At 71.6% G+C, this 14,098-nt stretch carries 12 protein-coding genes; 2 read left to right on the top strand and 10 right to left on the bottom strand.

The features are described from left to right. Positions 1-116: 116 nt before the first annotated feature. From leuA to ATL41_RS00200, 7 genes are all read right to left on the bottom strand, one after another. The gene (gene leuA, locus ATL41_RS00230) at positions 117-1,871 is read right to left on the bottom strand and encodes a 2-isopropylmalate synthase (protein WP_098458828.1); all 1,755 of its coding nucleotides are present in this window, start codon (positions 1,869-1,871) and stop codon (positions 117-119) included. A gap of 220 nt (positions 1,872-2,091) precedes the next feature. Beyond that, positions 2,092-4,023 (bottom strand): variant leucine-rich repeat-containing protein, encoded by a 1,932-nt coding sequence (locus tag ATL41_RS00225; RefSeq protein ID WP_098456679.1) that lies wholly within the window; start codon positions 4,021-4,023, stop codon positions 2,092-2,094. Positions 4,024-4,135: 112 nt separating this feature from the next. Continuing rightward, the gene (locus ATL41_RS00220) at positions 4,136-6,058 is read right to left on the bottom strand and encodes a DUF7937 domain-containing protein (protein ID WP_098456678.1); all 1,923 of its coding nucleotides are present in this window, start codon (positions 6,056-6,058) and stop codon (positions 4,136-4,138) included. 141 nt (positions 6,059-6,199) lie between these two features. Then, positions 6,200-7,138, bottom strand: a complete 939-nt coding sequence (era, locus tag ATL41_RS00215; protein WP_098456677.1) for a GTPase Era — start codon at positions 7,136-7,138, stop codon at positions 6,200-6,202. Then, a complete protein-coding gene (locus tag ATL41_RS00210) occupies positions 7,135-8,481 on the bottom strand; it encodes a hemolysin family protein (RefSeq protein ID WP_098456676.1) in 1,347 nt (448 codons plus the stop codon). Before ATL41_RS00210 ends, era begins: the two co-directional genes overlap by 4 nt. Beyond that, positions 8,478-8,930: an rRNA maturation RNase YbeY gene (ybeY, locus tag ATL41_RS00205; protein WP_098456675.1), complete on the bottom strand. Its 453-nt coding sequence runs from the start codon at positions 8,928-8,930 to the stop codon at positions 8,478-8,480. The genes ATL41_RS00210 and ybeY overlap by 4 nt, the downstream gene beginning before the upstream one ends. Continuing rightward, positions 8,927-10,039, bottom strand: coding sequence for a PhoH family protein (locus ATL41_RS00200; protein ID WP_098456674.1), 1,113 nt, complete (start codon positions 10,037-10,039; stop codon positions 8,927-8,929). The genes ybeY and ATL41_RS00200 overlap by 4 nt, the downstream gene beginning before the upstream one ends. 145 nt (positions 10,040-10,184) lie before the next feature. Between ATL41_RS00200 and ATL41_RS00195 the strand changes: the two genes are divergently transcribed. Both ATL41_RS00195 and ATL41_RS00190 read left to right on the top strand, forming a co-directional pair. Beyond that, positions 10,185-10,679, top strand: coding sequence for a Gmad2 immunoglobulin-like domain-containing protein (locus tag ATL41_RS00195; protein WP_098456673.1), 495 nt, complete (start codon positions 10,185-10,187; stop codon positions 10,677-10,679). A 49-nt stretch (positions 10,680-10,728) separates the two neighbouring features. Beyond that, positions 10,729-11,064 (top strand): hypothetical protein, encoded by a 336-nt coding sequence (locus tag ATL41_RS00190; protein ID WP_098456672.1) that lies wholly within the window; start codon positions 10,729-10,731, stop codon positions 11,062-11,064. A gap of 6 nt (positions 11,065-11,070) precedes the next feature. On the opposite strand, the gene ATL41_RS00185 is transcribed toward ATL41_RS00190, so the two are convergent. The 3 genes from ATL41_RS00185 to hrcA are packed head-to-tail and all read right to left on the bottom strand — an operon-like array spanning position 11,071 to position 14,064. Continuing rightward, positions 11,071-11,844: a 16S rRNA (uracil(1498)-N(3))-methyltransferase gene (locus tag ATL41_RS00185; RefSeq protein ID WP_098456671.1), complete on the bottom strand. Its 774-nt coding sequence runs from the start codon at positions 11,842-11,844 to the stop codon at positions 11,071-11,073. A gap of 27 nt (positions 11,845-11,871) precedes the next feature. Beyond that, on the bottom strand, positions 11,872-12,984 hold the full coding sequence (dnaJ, locus tag ATL41_RS00180; RefSeq protein WP_098456670.1) for a molecular chaperone DnaJ: 1,113 nt from the start codon (positions 12,982-12,984) through the stop codon (positions 11,872-11,874). Positions 12,985-13,044: 60 nt separating this feature from the next. Beyond that, the gene (gene hrcA, locus ATL41_RS00175; protein ID WP_098456669.1) at positions 13,045-14,064 is read right to left on the bottom strand and encodes a heat-inducible transcriptional repressor HrcA; all 1,020 of its coding nucleotides are present in this window, start codon (positions 14,062-14,064) and stop codon (positions 13,045-13,047) included. Positions 14,065-14,098 lie beyond the last annotated feature (34 nt).

Here is a 14,098-nt window from a genome sequence, read left to right as displayed (position 1 = left end):
ATCCCTGTGTCATGCGCGGTCAGGAGCCGGTGCGCGCCGCGCACCTTCGCAGTCCCTCCGCGCAGACGACACCGGCCGGCCCCCGTACGGGGACCGGCCGGTGTCGAGTGCTGGTGTCAGGCGCGACCCTTGCGGTTGATCGCCGAGATGATCGCCTTGAGCGACGCCGTCGTGATGGACGGGTCGATGCCGACGCCCCAGAGGACCTCGTCGTCGACCTCGCACTCGACGTAGGCGGCGGCCGTCGCGTCGCCGCCCTCGGAGAGCGCGTGCTCGGCGTAGTCGAGGACCTTGACGTTGACATCGACCTTGGTGAGCGCGTCGACGAACGCCGCGATGGGCCCGTTGCCGGTCCCCTCGAGGGTGACCTCGCGGCCCCGGTCGACGAGGTCGACCTCGATCGTGTCGGCGCCGCCCTCGACGCTCGCGGCACGGGTGCCGCGCAGCGAGAAGCGGCCCCACGGCTCGAGCGGGCCGCCCGGCTCGGCGGGCAGGTACTCGTCGGCGAAGATCTGCCAGATGTCGTCACCGCTGACCTCGCGGCCCTCACCGTCGGTCACACCCTGGACGACGCGGGAGAACTCGATCTGCAGGCGGCGCGGCAGGTCGAGGTGGCGCTCGGACTTGAGCAGGTATGCGATGCCGCCCTTGCCCGACTGCGAGTTGACGCGGATGACCGCCTCGTAGGAGCGGCCGACGTCCTTGGGGTCGATCGGCAGGTACGGCACGGCCCAGACGAGGTCGTCGATCGTGCGTCCCTCGGCTGCGGCGCGCGCCTCGAGAGCCTCGAGGCCCTTCTTGATCGCGTCCTGGTGCGAGCCCGAGAACGCGGTGAAGACGAGGTCGCCCGCGTAGGGGTGACGCTCATGGACGTCGATCTGGTTGCAGTACTCGACGGTGCGGCGGATCTCGTCGATGTCGGAGAAGTCGATCTCGGGGTCGATGCCCTGCGAGAACAGGTTCATGCCGAGGGTGACGAGGTCGACGTTGCCGGTGCGCTCGCCGTTGCCGAAGAGGCAGCCCTCGATGCGGTCGGCACCGGCCTGGTAGCCGAGCTCCGCAGCGGCGACGGCCGTGCCCCGGTCGTTGTGCGGGTGCAGCGACAGGATGACGTTCTCACGCTGGGCGAGGTTGCGGTTCATCCACTCGATCGAGTCGGCGTACACGTTGGGCGTCGCCATCTCGACGGTCGCGGGGAGGTTGATGATCACCTTGCGCTCGGGCGTCGGCTCGAAGACCTCGATGACCGCGTTGCAGATGCGCGCGGCGAACTCGAGCTCGGTGCCGGTGTAGGACTCGGGCGAGTACTCGTAGAAGACGGTCGTCCCAGGGACGGTGTCCTCGTACTTCTTGCAGAGCTTCGCGCCGTCGACGGCGACATCGATGATGCCGTCCTCGTCGAGGCGGAACACGACCTCGCGCTGGAGGATCGACGTCGAGTTGTACAGGTGCACGATCGCCTGCTTGGCGCCCGCGATCGCTTCGTAGGTGCGAGCGATGAGGTGCTCGCGCGCCTGCGTGAGCACCTGGATGACCACGTCGTCAGGGATCAGGTCTTCCTCGATGAGCATCCGGACGAAGTCGTAGTCCGTCTGAGACGCGGAGGGGAAGCCGACCTCGATCTCCTTGTAGCCCATCGCGACGAGCAGCTGGAACATCTTGAGCTTGCGCTCGGGGTTCATGGGCTCGATGAGGGCCTGGTTGCCGTCGCGCAGGTCGACCGCGCACCACCGGGGCGCCTGGGTGATCACGCGGTCCGGCCAGGTGCGGTCCGGGACGGCGACCGTGATCTGCTGCTGGAACGGGACGTACTTGTGGACGGGCATCCCCGAGGTGGTCTGCGGCCCGCCCGGGAAGATCTGCTTGGTCATCTCTCTGAGTCCTTCGTACTGGTGCTGCTCGATGCGTCTGAGACGTCCGGTCGGCACCGCGACCACCGCGACGAGGTTCCGACCGTTTCAGGCCTCGTCGCGGCAGGGAAGGAGCAGCAGGCGCTGCGCAGCCGAGCACATGTGTGTCACTGTACCCCTCTGCGCAGCGCCTGCGTCGTCTCGTTCACGAGACGGATGACTGCCAGGTCGTGAGACCGCCCTACTGGCCGGCCCCCTGGAACATGTCGGCGATCTCTTCCTCGCTCAGGTTCTCGCCGAACAGGTCGGCCAGCTCCTCGTCGGAGAGCTCACCGAAAATGTCGTCGGTGCCGTCACCCTGCGGGAGGTCGCCCAGGGTCGAGTCCTCGCCCCAGCCGTCGAGGTCGTTGCCCTCGCTCCAGTCGCCGAGGTCCGTGCCATCCTCGTAGGGGTACTCGCTCGTGCCCGGGAGACCGCCGAGGGCGCCGAGCATCGCGAAACCGGGCTGCTCCTGGAGGTAGGTCATGAGAGCGGCGCTCTGCTCCTCGATCCAGGCCTGGTCGTCGAGCTTGCCCTCCTTCTGGAGCTTGATCATGGCGTTACCCATGGCGGTCGACGCGTCGATGAGCGACGAGACGGGGCTGAGGAACCACGAGCCACCCTCGGAGAGGGCGATCAGGCTTGCGTCCTGCATGCCCATCTCCTTGAGGAGCGGAGCCTTGTCGACGCAGACCTCGCCCTTGCCCGTGCCCGTGACGTCGAGGATGACGCAGGTCGGGTTGAGCGTGACGTTCGCGGACTGGCCCTGATCGGTGTAGGTGAGCTTGAAGCCGTCGAACACGACCTTGGCGACCGAGCCGTCCTTCGAACGCTCGGAGAAGCCGTTCTCGATCGTCAGGCCGGCGACGTCCGTGCCGTCGTGCTTGGGCAGGTACAGCGCCGCGAGACGACGCTCGGCGAGCGGGAGCGCGACCGCGAGGTCCTGCGGGTTGCCGCCCTTCACGTACGCGAGCGTCGCGTCCACGAGGCCAGACGCAGCGGCCGCGGGAGAGTCGAAGCCCTTGACGGCCGAGGCCGCCGGGAGGGTGCCGCGCGTGCCGCCAGAGCTCTCGAGCGCGTACTCGGCGACCGTGAGGTACGGGCTGACGTACCAGGCGCCCTCCTCCTCGACCGCGACGACGTAAGCCTTCTGACCCTCGATGTCCGCGACGTCGCCCTTCGCAGGCAGCGACTGGTCGAGCTCCTCCTTGACCTCCGCCTTCATCTCCTCCTTGTCGGGGATGTCGAGCGGGAGGCTTCCGGACATGCTGCTGAAGGCGCTCGACGAGAACTCGTGGAAGAGGTCCGCGACCTCGGTCGCGATCTTGTCGGTATCACCGTCGAGGGAGAACGTGCCGGCGTCGAGGTAGACCTTCGAGACGCCCTCCGCGATCGACTCGGACCGCACCTCGAGGCCGGTCACGTCGAGCGTGACGGCGTCGAGGATCGCCTGGTAGCTGTCGAGGGCGGACTGGTACTCGTCGTTGCCCTCGGCGTTCGCGACGAACGTGTCGTACTGCGCCTTGAGGTGGCTCACCTCGGCGGGCGACAGCGAGCCGTACATCGAGAGGATGTCCTTCTCGGTGGCGCTCTCGACAAGCTTGGTGACAGCCGCCTCGGGCGACTCGGAGCCGCCGATCTTGTCGAAGATCAAGGTCTTGGCGGCCCAGGCGCCACCGCCCAGGACGAGGACGCCCGCAGCGACAGCGCCGCCCACGACGAGCCCACGGCGCGAACGACGCTCGGGCACGCCGGAGTCGTAGCTGACGACACCCGGTTCCCCCGCACCGGCGAAGGCGCCAGGCTGTCCCTGCCAGGCTGTTGCGCCGGGCTGGGGCTGGGGCTGGGGCGCAGACCACGCCTGCGCGGCAGGCTGCTGAGCGTTCGGGTCCCAGCCCTGCCCGCCGCCGGGCTGCACCGGCGCCGCACCGGCCGCGGGAGCGGACGTGCGGGCCGCGATCGCGGCGTTCACCTGCGGGTCGTTGAAGGCACCGAGCCACGTCAGCAGCTCCGGGTAGGCCGCGGGGTTCGCGGCGATCGTGGCGCGGAGGTCAGGCCGCTCGTAGGCGATGCGGGCGAGCGTCTCGCCCGGGGTCCGCGGGTCCGCGGCCTGCTGCTGGATCTGGTCGGTCATGTCGTGCTCTCCCCTGTCGTACGGACACGCGCGTCCGGCTCGACGTCTCGTCAGGCGTGCCCATGCTGCCACAGGGGGCGCCCGGAAGGCGCCCCCTGTGTCGGGTCTTGGATCAGTTCACCCGTGCGGCGAGCGCCGCGTCGACCTCCGGGTCGCCCAGCTGTGCGAGCCACTCGAGCAGGGCCGGGTAGGTCGTTGGGTTGGACGCAACGGCCGCCCTGAGGCTCGGGGCGTCCTGGACGATCTGAGCGAGCGTCGCGGCGGGCGTCGTCGGGTCGGCCGCCTGAGCCCACGTGAAGCCACCCTCCTCGCGGCCCAGCTGGTCGATCGGGTCGCTCAGCGCGACCTTCTCGGTGGGAGAGACGATCTCGTGCGCCTCGGGGGCCCCGATGTCCGTGTCCGTCGCGGCAGGGATGACCGTCGTCTCCTGCTCCGAGGCGACCCCGGCAGGCTGGACCGGGGAGGCGCCGTCGGTCGGCACCATGCCGTAGCCGCTCGCGTCCGGCGCGAGTCCCGGTGCCGTCGGCGAGCTCTGAGCGGGCGGCTGCGCGGCCTGCGGAGCCGGCGGGTAGGCGGCCTCGTGGCCGCTCACGGCCGTCGGGTACGACTGCTGCGCGGGCGCAGGGGCAGGGCGCGAGGCGTGCACCCTCTCCGGGCGCGGGGACCAGCGGTACGCGGCCGCGCCGTCCCCGGGCCGGGGCGTGCGCGGGTTCGCCGCGAGGTACTCGCGGACAGGGTCCGGGACGGTGAGGGCGAGGAACACTGCGGCCGGCAGGACGAGCGCGACCGCAAGACGGATCACGAGGAACGGCAGGAACGCGCTGAGCGGGCCGCCGTCCATGCCCAGCAGGACGCAGCCCGTGACGAGGGAGGCGCCCATGAGCACGAGCACCGTGCCGCGCGCGTCGGCGGGGCTCTTGCGGCCGACGGTCGACAGGGCCCCGAGGGCGAGGCCAGCGATCAGCAGGAGCACGACCGCAGCCGGGACGAGGTCGGCGACGCGACCGTTGCCGACCCAGATCTGCAGGACGCTCGCGACCGCGAGGACGACGGCGAGCAGCGCCTGCAGCAGGAGCGTCACCCGCACGGAGTCGAACCAGGCGACGGCAGGGTTCTGGGACGTGCGACGGCGGACCGCAGGGCTCGCGGCGATCACCGCGACCGCGGGCAGCAGGAAGAGTCCGAAGCCGCTCGGCAGGAAGGCGACGTCGCGGATCGGGTGGACGGTCTCGACGACGGACCTCACCTGGTCACCGTCCGTCACGAACAGGACGAGGAGGTGCGCCACGGCGAGCGCGACGAGCGCGCGCGACCACGCGACCGTGCGGCCGAGCGCAGCCGCGAGGACCGGGATCAGCAGGGCGAGAGCGACGAGCACCGTCGCGACGAGGGCGAGGATGACGTCCGTGCGGCTGCCCGACGTCGTGCGGGAGGTCATCTCGACGACGTACAGCACGAGCCAGGCGAGGAGCCCGACGCCCGACAGCGCCGCGAGGAGCGCAGCGACGCGCGACCACGTCGACGTCACGGCGCGGTCCTGCTCGACCGGGCCGAGCTCGCTCGCCCGCGGCGTCGCCGCGAGCAGCGCACCCGCGAGACCGAGCGCGGCAGCGGCGCCGACCGCCTCGAGGCGCGAACGCACGGAAGCATCGATCACGACCTGCGCGACGACCGCGAGGACGTACGGCAGGTTGAGCAGGACGCGCGCTCGGCGCGTCGTGTGGACCGTCCACGATGTGGGGAACGCGCCGAAGCGCGCGAGGTACGGCAGCGCGAGCGACACGACCGACAGGAGCGTCGGTGCGAGCACCCAGGCGATGCCCGACGCCGTGTTGCCCTCGCCGTTCCAGACGAGCTGGAGCGAGACGAGGAGCAGCAGGGCGCTGATGACGTCGCGGACGTAGTCCGAGTCAGGGACGCCCTCGAACGGCTTCGCCGGGGCGGGGGCGTCGGTCAGGTCGATCTGGTCGGTGGCCGCCGCGGGCGGCGGATAGCCGTGCTGGTCCGGTGTCGGAGTGGCGTGCTGCTCGCTCATGGCGCTTCTTTCTCTCGAACCTGGAGCCCGTCGACCACGTACGACGACGACGGACCGCCCCGAATCTAGCGAGGATCGGCCCGGATCGCGCGGCGAGACGCCCCACGGGGCACAGCGTGGACGCCCCGGAGCGGGGTGTGGTCAGAAGCCGAGACGACCGAGCTGCTTCGGGTCGCGCTGCCAGTCCTTGGCAACCTTGACGTGCAGGTCGAGGTAGACCCGGCTCCCGAGGAGCCGCTCGATGCCCTGGCGCGCGCGGCTGCCCACGTCACGCAGGCGCGAGCCGCCCTTGCCGATGATGATCGCCTTCTGCGAGTCCCGCTCGACGAACAGGTTGACGCGCACGTCCACGAGCGGGTCGTCCTTGCGGCTGCCCTCGCGCGGCACGATCTCGTCGACGACGACGGCGAGCGAGTGCGGAAGCTCGTCGCGCACGCCCTCGAGCGCGGCCTCGCGCACGAGCTCGGCGACCATGACGGCCTCGGGCTCGTCGGTGAGCTCGCCGTCCGGGTACAGCACGGGACCGACGGGCAGGTGGGTGACGAGGACGTCCGCGAGCTCGTCGACCTGGTAGCCGCCGACGGCGGACACGGGGACGATGTCGGCCCAGTCGCCGAGCGCGGACACCGCCAGGAGCTGGTCGGCGAGCTCCTGGCGCGACACCTTGTCGGCCTTCGTGACGGCGGCGACGACGGGGGTCGGGCGGCGTCCGCGCATGACGGACGCGAGCTCGCCCGCGATGAACCGGTCGCCGGGGCCGACCTTCTGGTCGGCGGGCAGGCAGAACACGATCACGTCGACCTCGGTCAGCGTGTCCCGCACGAGGGTGTTGAGCCGCTCGCCGAGCAGCGTGCGCGGACGGTGCAGGCCGGGGGTGTCGACGAGCACGAGCTGTGCGTCGTCGCGGTGCACGATGCCGCGGATCGTGTGACGCGTCGTCTGCGGACGACCCGAGGTGATCGCGACCTTCTCGCCGACGAGCGCGTTCGTCAGGGTGGACTTGCCCGCGTTCGGGCGCCCCACGAGGCAGGCGAAGCCGGAACGGAACTCCCCGGCGTCGTTCGAGGGCTTGCGGGTCATGAGTCACTCCTGCGGTCGTTGCGGTCGGCACGGTCGTGCCGCGACGTGCGCTGATCGCGCTGGTCGCTGTCGCTGTGGTCGTTCTCGGGCGGGTCCAGCCGGCGGGCGAGGATCGTCGAGACGCGCTTGCGCCGCCCCTCGACGCGCTCGGCGACGAGGTGGACGCCCGCGACCTCGGCGTGCGAGCCGAGGAGCGGGACGCGTCCGAGCGCCTTGGCGAGGAGACCGGCGACGGTGTCGACGTCGTCGTCCTCGAGCTCGAGGCCGAGCAGCTCGCCGAGCTCCCAGAGGTTGGTGCGGGCGGGCACGCGGTACTCCCCCGGGCCGGTCTCGACGATCTCGGCCGCGTCCGGGTCGTGCTCGTCGGTCACCTCGCCGACGATCTCCTCGATCGCGTCCTCCATCGTCACGAGGCCGGCGGTACCGCCGTACTCGTCGACGACGAGCGCCATGTGCGAGCGCGACTCCTGGAGGTCGCGCAGCAGGTCGTCGACGGGCTTCGACTCGGGGACGAAGTGCGCGGGACGCATGACGTCCTCGACCGTCGTGCTCGCGGCGTCGCCGGGGGCACCTGAGCCGGAGACAGGATCGCCGTGCAGCCGGTCGACGACGTCCTTGAAGTACACCACGCCGCGCACGTCGTCCTCGGAGTCCCCGACGACGGGGACGCGCGAGAAGCCCGAGCGCTGGAAGAGCCGCAGGGCGCTCGGCAGGAGCGTCGTCGTGGGTGTCGTCACCATGTCGGTGCGCGGGACCATGACCTCGCGCGTGAGGGTGCTGCCGAGCCCGAAGACGGAGCGGATCAGCTCGCGCTCCTCCTCCTCGATGACCTCGGACTCGTTGACCCGGTCGACCATCTCCTGGAGCTCGTGCTCTCCGACCTCCTCGGACGACGAGAGCGCCGTTCCCGCGGTCCAACCGGCCAGCCTCAGGGCGGCCAGGAGGAGGGGGCTGAGCGCGACGAGCACGCTCGCGGGGTGCCTCCGCCCGAAGGAACGAGGGCTGAGGCGCACGAGCACGAGCGCGACGAGCGAGGACACGACGACCGCGAGGCCGAGCACGTGCCACCAGACGTCGAGCGCGTGCTCGAGGCTCAGGGTGATGCACGCGGTCGCGGTCATCTCGGCGACGATGCGCCAGAACGCGGCGGCGGACGCCGTGCGTCGAGGGTCAGTGACGAGCGCTGCGGCGCGGCGGGCGGACTTGGTGCCGCTCTCGGCGACGTCGGCCATCGACGAGCGGGTGACGCGTTGTACCGCGACCTCGCCGGAGCTCAGCAGCGCGGCGAGCACGATGCCGAGCGTCGCGCCGACGAGGAGTGCGGGGACCGGGACCTCGCTCATCGACTCGCGAGGAACGTCAGCAGCAGCTTGCGCTGGAGGGCGAACATCTCCTTCTCATCCTCCGGCTCCGCGTGGTCGTACCCGAGGAGGTGCAGGATGCCGTGCGTCGTCAGCAGGAGCATCTCCTCGACCGTCGAGTGGCCCGCCGCCTTGGCCTGCTGCGCGGCGACCTCGGGGCACAGCACGACGTCGCCGAGGAGACCCGCGGGCGTCACGTCGTCCTCGCGGCCGGGCCGCAGCTCGTCCATCGGGAACGACAGGACGTCGGTCGGGCCGGGCTCGTCCATCCACTGCACGTGCAGCTCCGTCATGACGTCGGTGCCGACCATGAGGATCGACAGCTCCGTCTGCGGGTGCAGGTGCATCGCGTCGAGGACATAGCGTGCGAGCGCGGCGAACTCCGCCTCGTCGACCTCGAAGCCCGACTCGTTGTTGACCTCGATCGTCATGCGTGCCTCTCCTGGCTCTCCGGGCGGGTGCGTGCTGGTCGGCCGGACGGCCGAGAGGTGGACTGCGTGGCCTGCTTCTCGACGTCCCACCGGGCGTACGCCTCGATGATCTCGCCGACGAGCCGGTGGCGGACGACGTCCTCGCTCGTGAGGTGGCAGAACTCCACGTCGTCGACGCCGCTGAGCACGTCCTCGACGACGCGCAGGCCCGAGCGCACACCGCCGGGCAGGTCGACCTGCGTGATGTCGCCCGTGACGACCATCGTCGAGCCGAAGCCGAGGCGCGTGAGGAACATCTTCATCTGGTCGGGCGTCGTGTTCTGCGCCTCGTCGAGGATGATGAACGCGTCGTTGAGCGTGCGACCGCGCATGTAGGCGAGTGGCGCGACCTCGATCGTGCCGGACTCCATGAGCCGCGGGATCGACTCGGGGTCGATCATGTCGTGCAGCGCGTCGTACAGCGGGCGCAGGTACGGGTCGATCTTGTCGGTGAGCGTGCCGGGCAGGAACCCGAGCCGCTCCCCCGCCTCGACCGCGGGCCGGGTCAGCACGAGCCTGCTGACCTTCTTCGCCTGCAGCGCCTGCACGGCGGTCGCCATCGCGAGGTAGGTCTTGCCCGTGCCTGCAGGGCCGATGCCGAACGTGATGGTCGACGACCCGATCGCGTCGACGTAGCGCTTCTGACCGAGCGTCTTGGGTCGGATCGTCCGGCCACGGTTCGACACGATGTCCTGGCTGAGCACCTCGGCTGGACGCGGCGCGCCCTGCGAGGCGAGCATCGCGACGGACCGCGACACGACCTCCGGGCTGAGGGGGGTCCCGGCCTCCGCGAGCTCGAGGAGCTCGTCGACGAGGCGGACAGCGAGCGCCACGTCGCCCGCCGGGCCGCTCACGGTGATCTGGTTGCCGCGCGCGTGCACGTCGACGCGTTCGAAGCCGTCCTCGATCGCCTTGAGGACGCCGTCCTGCGGGCCGAGGAGGGCGACCATGTCGACCTGGGGCGGGACGACGATCCGGTGCTCGAGCCGGGCGCCGGCGCGCTGGCGCGTGCGGGCGGGCGCTGCGTCGTCGGGGCGTCCCGGTCCTGCTGGTGCTGTGGTCTCTGGCATGGGCCGGCCTGAGCCGTCGTCCTCCGCGCTGGTACGTCCTGGTCACGAGCAGTCTACCGACGCCCTGCCGTGTCGACCGCCCGGGGACGACGCGCTGCTGGCAGAGTGGGTCCACCGTCACGTCGGTCCAACCTCAGGAGGCACCATGTCCCGCTCGACCGCCCGGTCCGCGCTCGTCCTCGCGCTGCTCGCCGGCTCGCTCGCGGCGTGCGCCGACGAGGGGACGCCCGCGGCGACCGCTCCGACGACGTCTGCTGCCGCGAGCTCGGCGCCCGCGACCACCACTCGCGCTCCCGAGGAGGCCACGCCCGAGCCCACCGCTGCGGAGCCCGCGACCAACGGCACGACCGTCCTGACAAGCCCGCTCGACGGCGCCGTCGTCACCGGACCCACCGTCACGATCGCGGGCGAGGCGACGGCGTTCGAGGGGAACCTCAGCTGGGTCGTGTACCCCGCGGACGGCTCCTTCGAGGAGCCCGCGCAGCAAGGCAGCACGATGACCGGTGCGAACGGTGAGGTCGGCCCGTTCGAGACCACGGTCGACCTCGAGACCGGCAGCTGGACGATCGCGGTCTTCGAGGCGTCCGCGATGGACGGCGAGCCGCTCAACCTCGTCTCCGCGACGATCGACGTCAAGTGATGCGGACGATCTCGGGGTTGGCGCCGCGTCTCGGAGCAGGGCACGTCTGATGGGCAAGCCACAGCGGGTCCAGGTCACCGGCGTCATCGTCCGCCAGGCGTCGTACTCACGCACGCCGGTGTGGGAGTTCCAGTACCCGCTGCCGGACGGTACGTGGGCTCTGGGGCGCGCCCGCGGCCCGATCAGCGCGGGAGGGCTTGCCACGATCCGCTGGCGCGAGGGCACGCCCGTGCCCGTCTACGTCAACGTGGCCGACGTCCGTGACGCGACGCTCGTCCCGACCGGAGGGATGACGCCGCTGGCGTTCGTCGGCATCGTCCTCGGCGTCGTCGCCGTGGTCGGTCTCCTCGTCGGCACGGTCGTCGCCGTGGTCAACCTCGGCTGACGCGGTTCAGCGACCGCCCCAGAAGCCCAGCCGGTCCGCGAGGAGCGCGAGCGCGACGGGACCCGCGGTCGAGGTGCGCAGGACGTGCGGACCGAGGAGCACGGGCTGTGCGCCCGCGTCCGTGAGCTCCGCGAGCTCCTCGGCGGAGATACCGCCCTCAGGCCCGACGACGACGAGAACCTGGGCGTCCGCGCCAGGTCCCGGGAGCGCGGCCGCCGAGATCGGCGTCGTCGCCTCCTCGTGGAGGACGAGCACCGCTCCCCCGCCCGCGACGACCTCGGCCGTGCGCGCGGCGAGGCGCGACGTCGTCAGCGCCTCCTCGACCTCGGGGATGCGCGCGCGGCGCGCCTGCTTCGTCGCGGTGCGGACGGTCGCGACCCAGCGGGCGCGCGAGCGCGCCGCGCGGTCGCCGCGCCACACGACGATCGACCGCGAGGCCTGCCACGGGATGACGCCGTCGACGCCCACCTCGGTCGCGGCCTCGATCGCGAGCTCGTCCCGGTCGCCCTTGGCGAGCGCCTGGACGAGCACGAGGTGCGGGACAGGGTCGCGGTCGCGGCACACCTCGTCGACCTCGAGCGTCACCTGCGAGTCGTGAACGTCGCGGATCGTGCAGCGCAGGCGCAGGCCCTCGCCGTCGACCACGTCGATCTGCTCGCCGGGGCGGCGACGCTGGACGACGCCCGCGTGCCGGCCCTCGGGGCCGTCGAGGACGTAGACCGAACCGACGGGGTACTTCTCGAGCCTGGCGGACTCAGCCAGGAACACCGGAGCGCTCATCTGCGCACCCTCTCACGTCGCGTGCGGTCAGCGGCCTGCGATCTTCTCGCGCAGCCGCTGGAAGACACCGGGGTGCGCAGCGGAGACCTTGGCCTCCGGCTTCTCCTCGCCGCGCAGGGCGGCGAGACGACGCAGCAGCTCGGCCTGCTCCTCGTCGAGACCGGTCGGGACGACGACGTCGACGTGGACCTCGAGGTCGCCGCGCCCGCCGACGTGGAGGTGGCCGACGCCGAGGTTGCGCAGCGTGACGGTGTCACCGGGCTGCGTGCCGGGCGGGCACACGACCTCCTGGACGCCGTCGAGGGTCTCGAGCTCGATCGTGGTGCCGAGGGCGGCCGCAGTCATCGGGATCTCGAGCGTGCAGTGCAGGTCGTCGCCCCGGCGGATGAAGCGCTCGTGGCGCTTCTCGCGGATCTCGACGTAGATGTCGCCGGCCGGGCCACCGGCGGGGCCGGCCTCGCCCTGGCCGGTCATCTTGATGCGGGTGCCCGTGTCGACGCCGGCGGGCACCTCGACGACGAGCGTGCGGCGGCTGCGCACGCGGCCCTCGCCGGCGCAGTCGGGGCAGGGCTCGGGCACGGTCGTGCCGTGGCCCTGGCAGGCCGAGCACGGCGCGGTCGTCATGACCTGGCCGAGGAAGGACCGCGCGACGCGCTGCACCGAGCCGCGGCCGCCGCACACCTCGCAGGTGCGCACGGACGTGCCGGGGCGGCAGCAGGAGCCGCCACAGGTGGAGCAGACGACGGCCGTGTCGATCGGCAGCTCGCGGCGCGTGCCGAAGGTCGCCTCCGCGAGGTCGATGTCGAGGCGGACGAGCGCGTCCTGGCCGCGACGCGAGCGCGGCACGGGACCGCGCTGGGCCTGTCCGCCGCCGAAGAACGTCTCGAAGATGTCCTGGAAGCCGAAGGCGCCGCCCTGGCCACCACCAGGTGCCGACGGGTCGGTGCCCATGTCGTACGACTGGCGCTTGTCGGGGCTGCCGAGGACCTCGTAGGCGCGCGTGACGTCCTTGAACCGCTCCTCGGCGTCCGCCCCGGCGACGTCCGGGTGCAGCTCGCGTGCGAGCTTGCGGTATGCCTTCTTGATCTGGTCCTGGGTCGCGTCACGCGGGACGCCGAGGATCTCGTAGTAGTCCGTCACGAAGCTGCTTCCTGGTGGTGGGTCGAGGGTGGCGCGGGCCCGCAGGGCGGGCGCGTCCGCTCAGGTGGCGAGGATGCGTGTGAGATAGCGGGCGACCGCGCGCACCGAGGCGATCGTCCCCGGGTAGTCCATCCGGGTCGGGCCGATCGAGCCGAGCAGCGCGACCGAGTCACCCTCAGTACCGTAACCGGTACTGACGACAGAGGTGACGGAGAGGCCCGCGTGCTGGGTCTCGTGCCCGATGCGCACGGCGACGCCGTGCGAGTCCTCGGCCATGTCGGTGAGCAGGCCGAGCAGGACGACCTCCTCCTCGAGCGCCTCGAGGACGGGGCGCAACGAGTGCTCGAGGCCGGCGTCGCTGCGCGCGAGGTTCGCGGTGCCCGAGAGCACGATGCGCTCCTCGGTCTCCTCCGCGAGGGTGTCCGCCAGGAGGTCGAAGATCTCCTGGACGAGCGGGCGCTGCGACTCCTCGAACTCGTCGAGGAGACCCGGCAGCGCCTCCCGGATCTCGGGAAGGCGGCGTCCGAGCACGGCCGCGTTGAGGCGACCCCGGACGATGGCGATGAGCGCCTCGTCGACGCCCGCGCTCAGGGCGAGCGTGCGCTGCTCGACGCGGCCGGTGTCCGTGATGATGACGACGAGGAGCCGGTCCCCGGGGACGGGCACGAGCTCGAGGTGGCGCAGCCCCGACCGCCGCAGCGACGGGTACTGCACGACGGCGACCTGCTGGGTGAGGTGCGCGAGGAGGCGCGACGCCCGGAAGATCACGTCGTCGAGGTCGACGGCCTGGTCGAGGAACGTCGAGATCGCACGGCGCTCGGGTCGCGAGAGCGGCTTGACCTCGGCGAGCTTGTCGACGAAGAGCCGGTAGCCGCGGTCGGTCGGCACGCGGCCCGCGGACGTGTGGGGCTGGGCGATCAGCCCCTCCTCCTCGAGCGCGGCCATGTCGTTGCGGATGGTCGCGGGCGACACCCCGAGGTGGTGCCGCTCGGCGAGAAGCTTCGAGCCCACGGGCTCGCGCGTCGTCACGTAGTCCTCGACGATCGCACGCAGCACGTCGAGCCTGCGCTCTGTGCTCATACCTGCGCCGCCTCCTCCGTCGTGCCCGTCCGTC

Source organism: Flavimobilis soli (genome assembly GCF_002564025.1).
In the GTDB taxonomy this organism is placed as follows: domain Bacteria; phylum Actinomycetota; class Actinomycetes; order Actinomycetales; family Cellulomonadaceae; genus Flavimobilis; species Flavimobilis soli.
The sequence above is the reverse complement of the archived record's forward strand: the minus strand, read 5'-3'. Positions and strand labels throughout refer to the sequence as shown.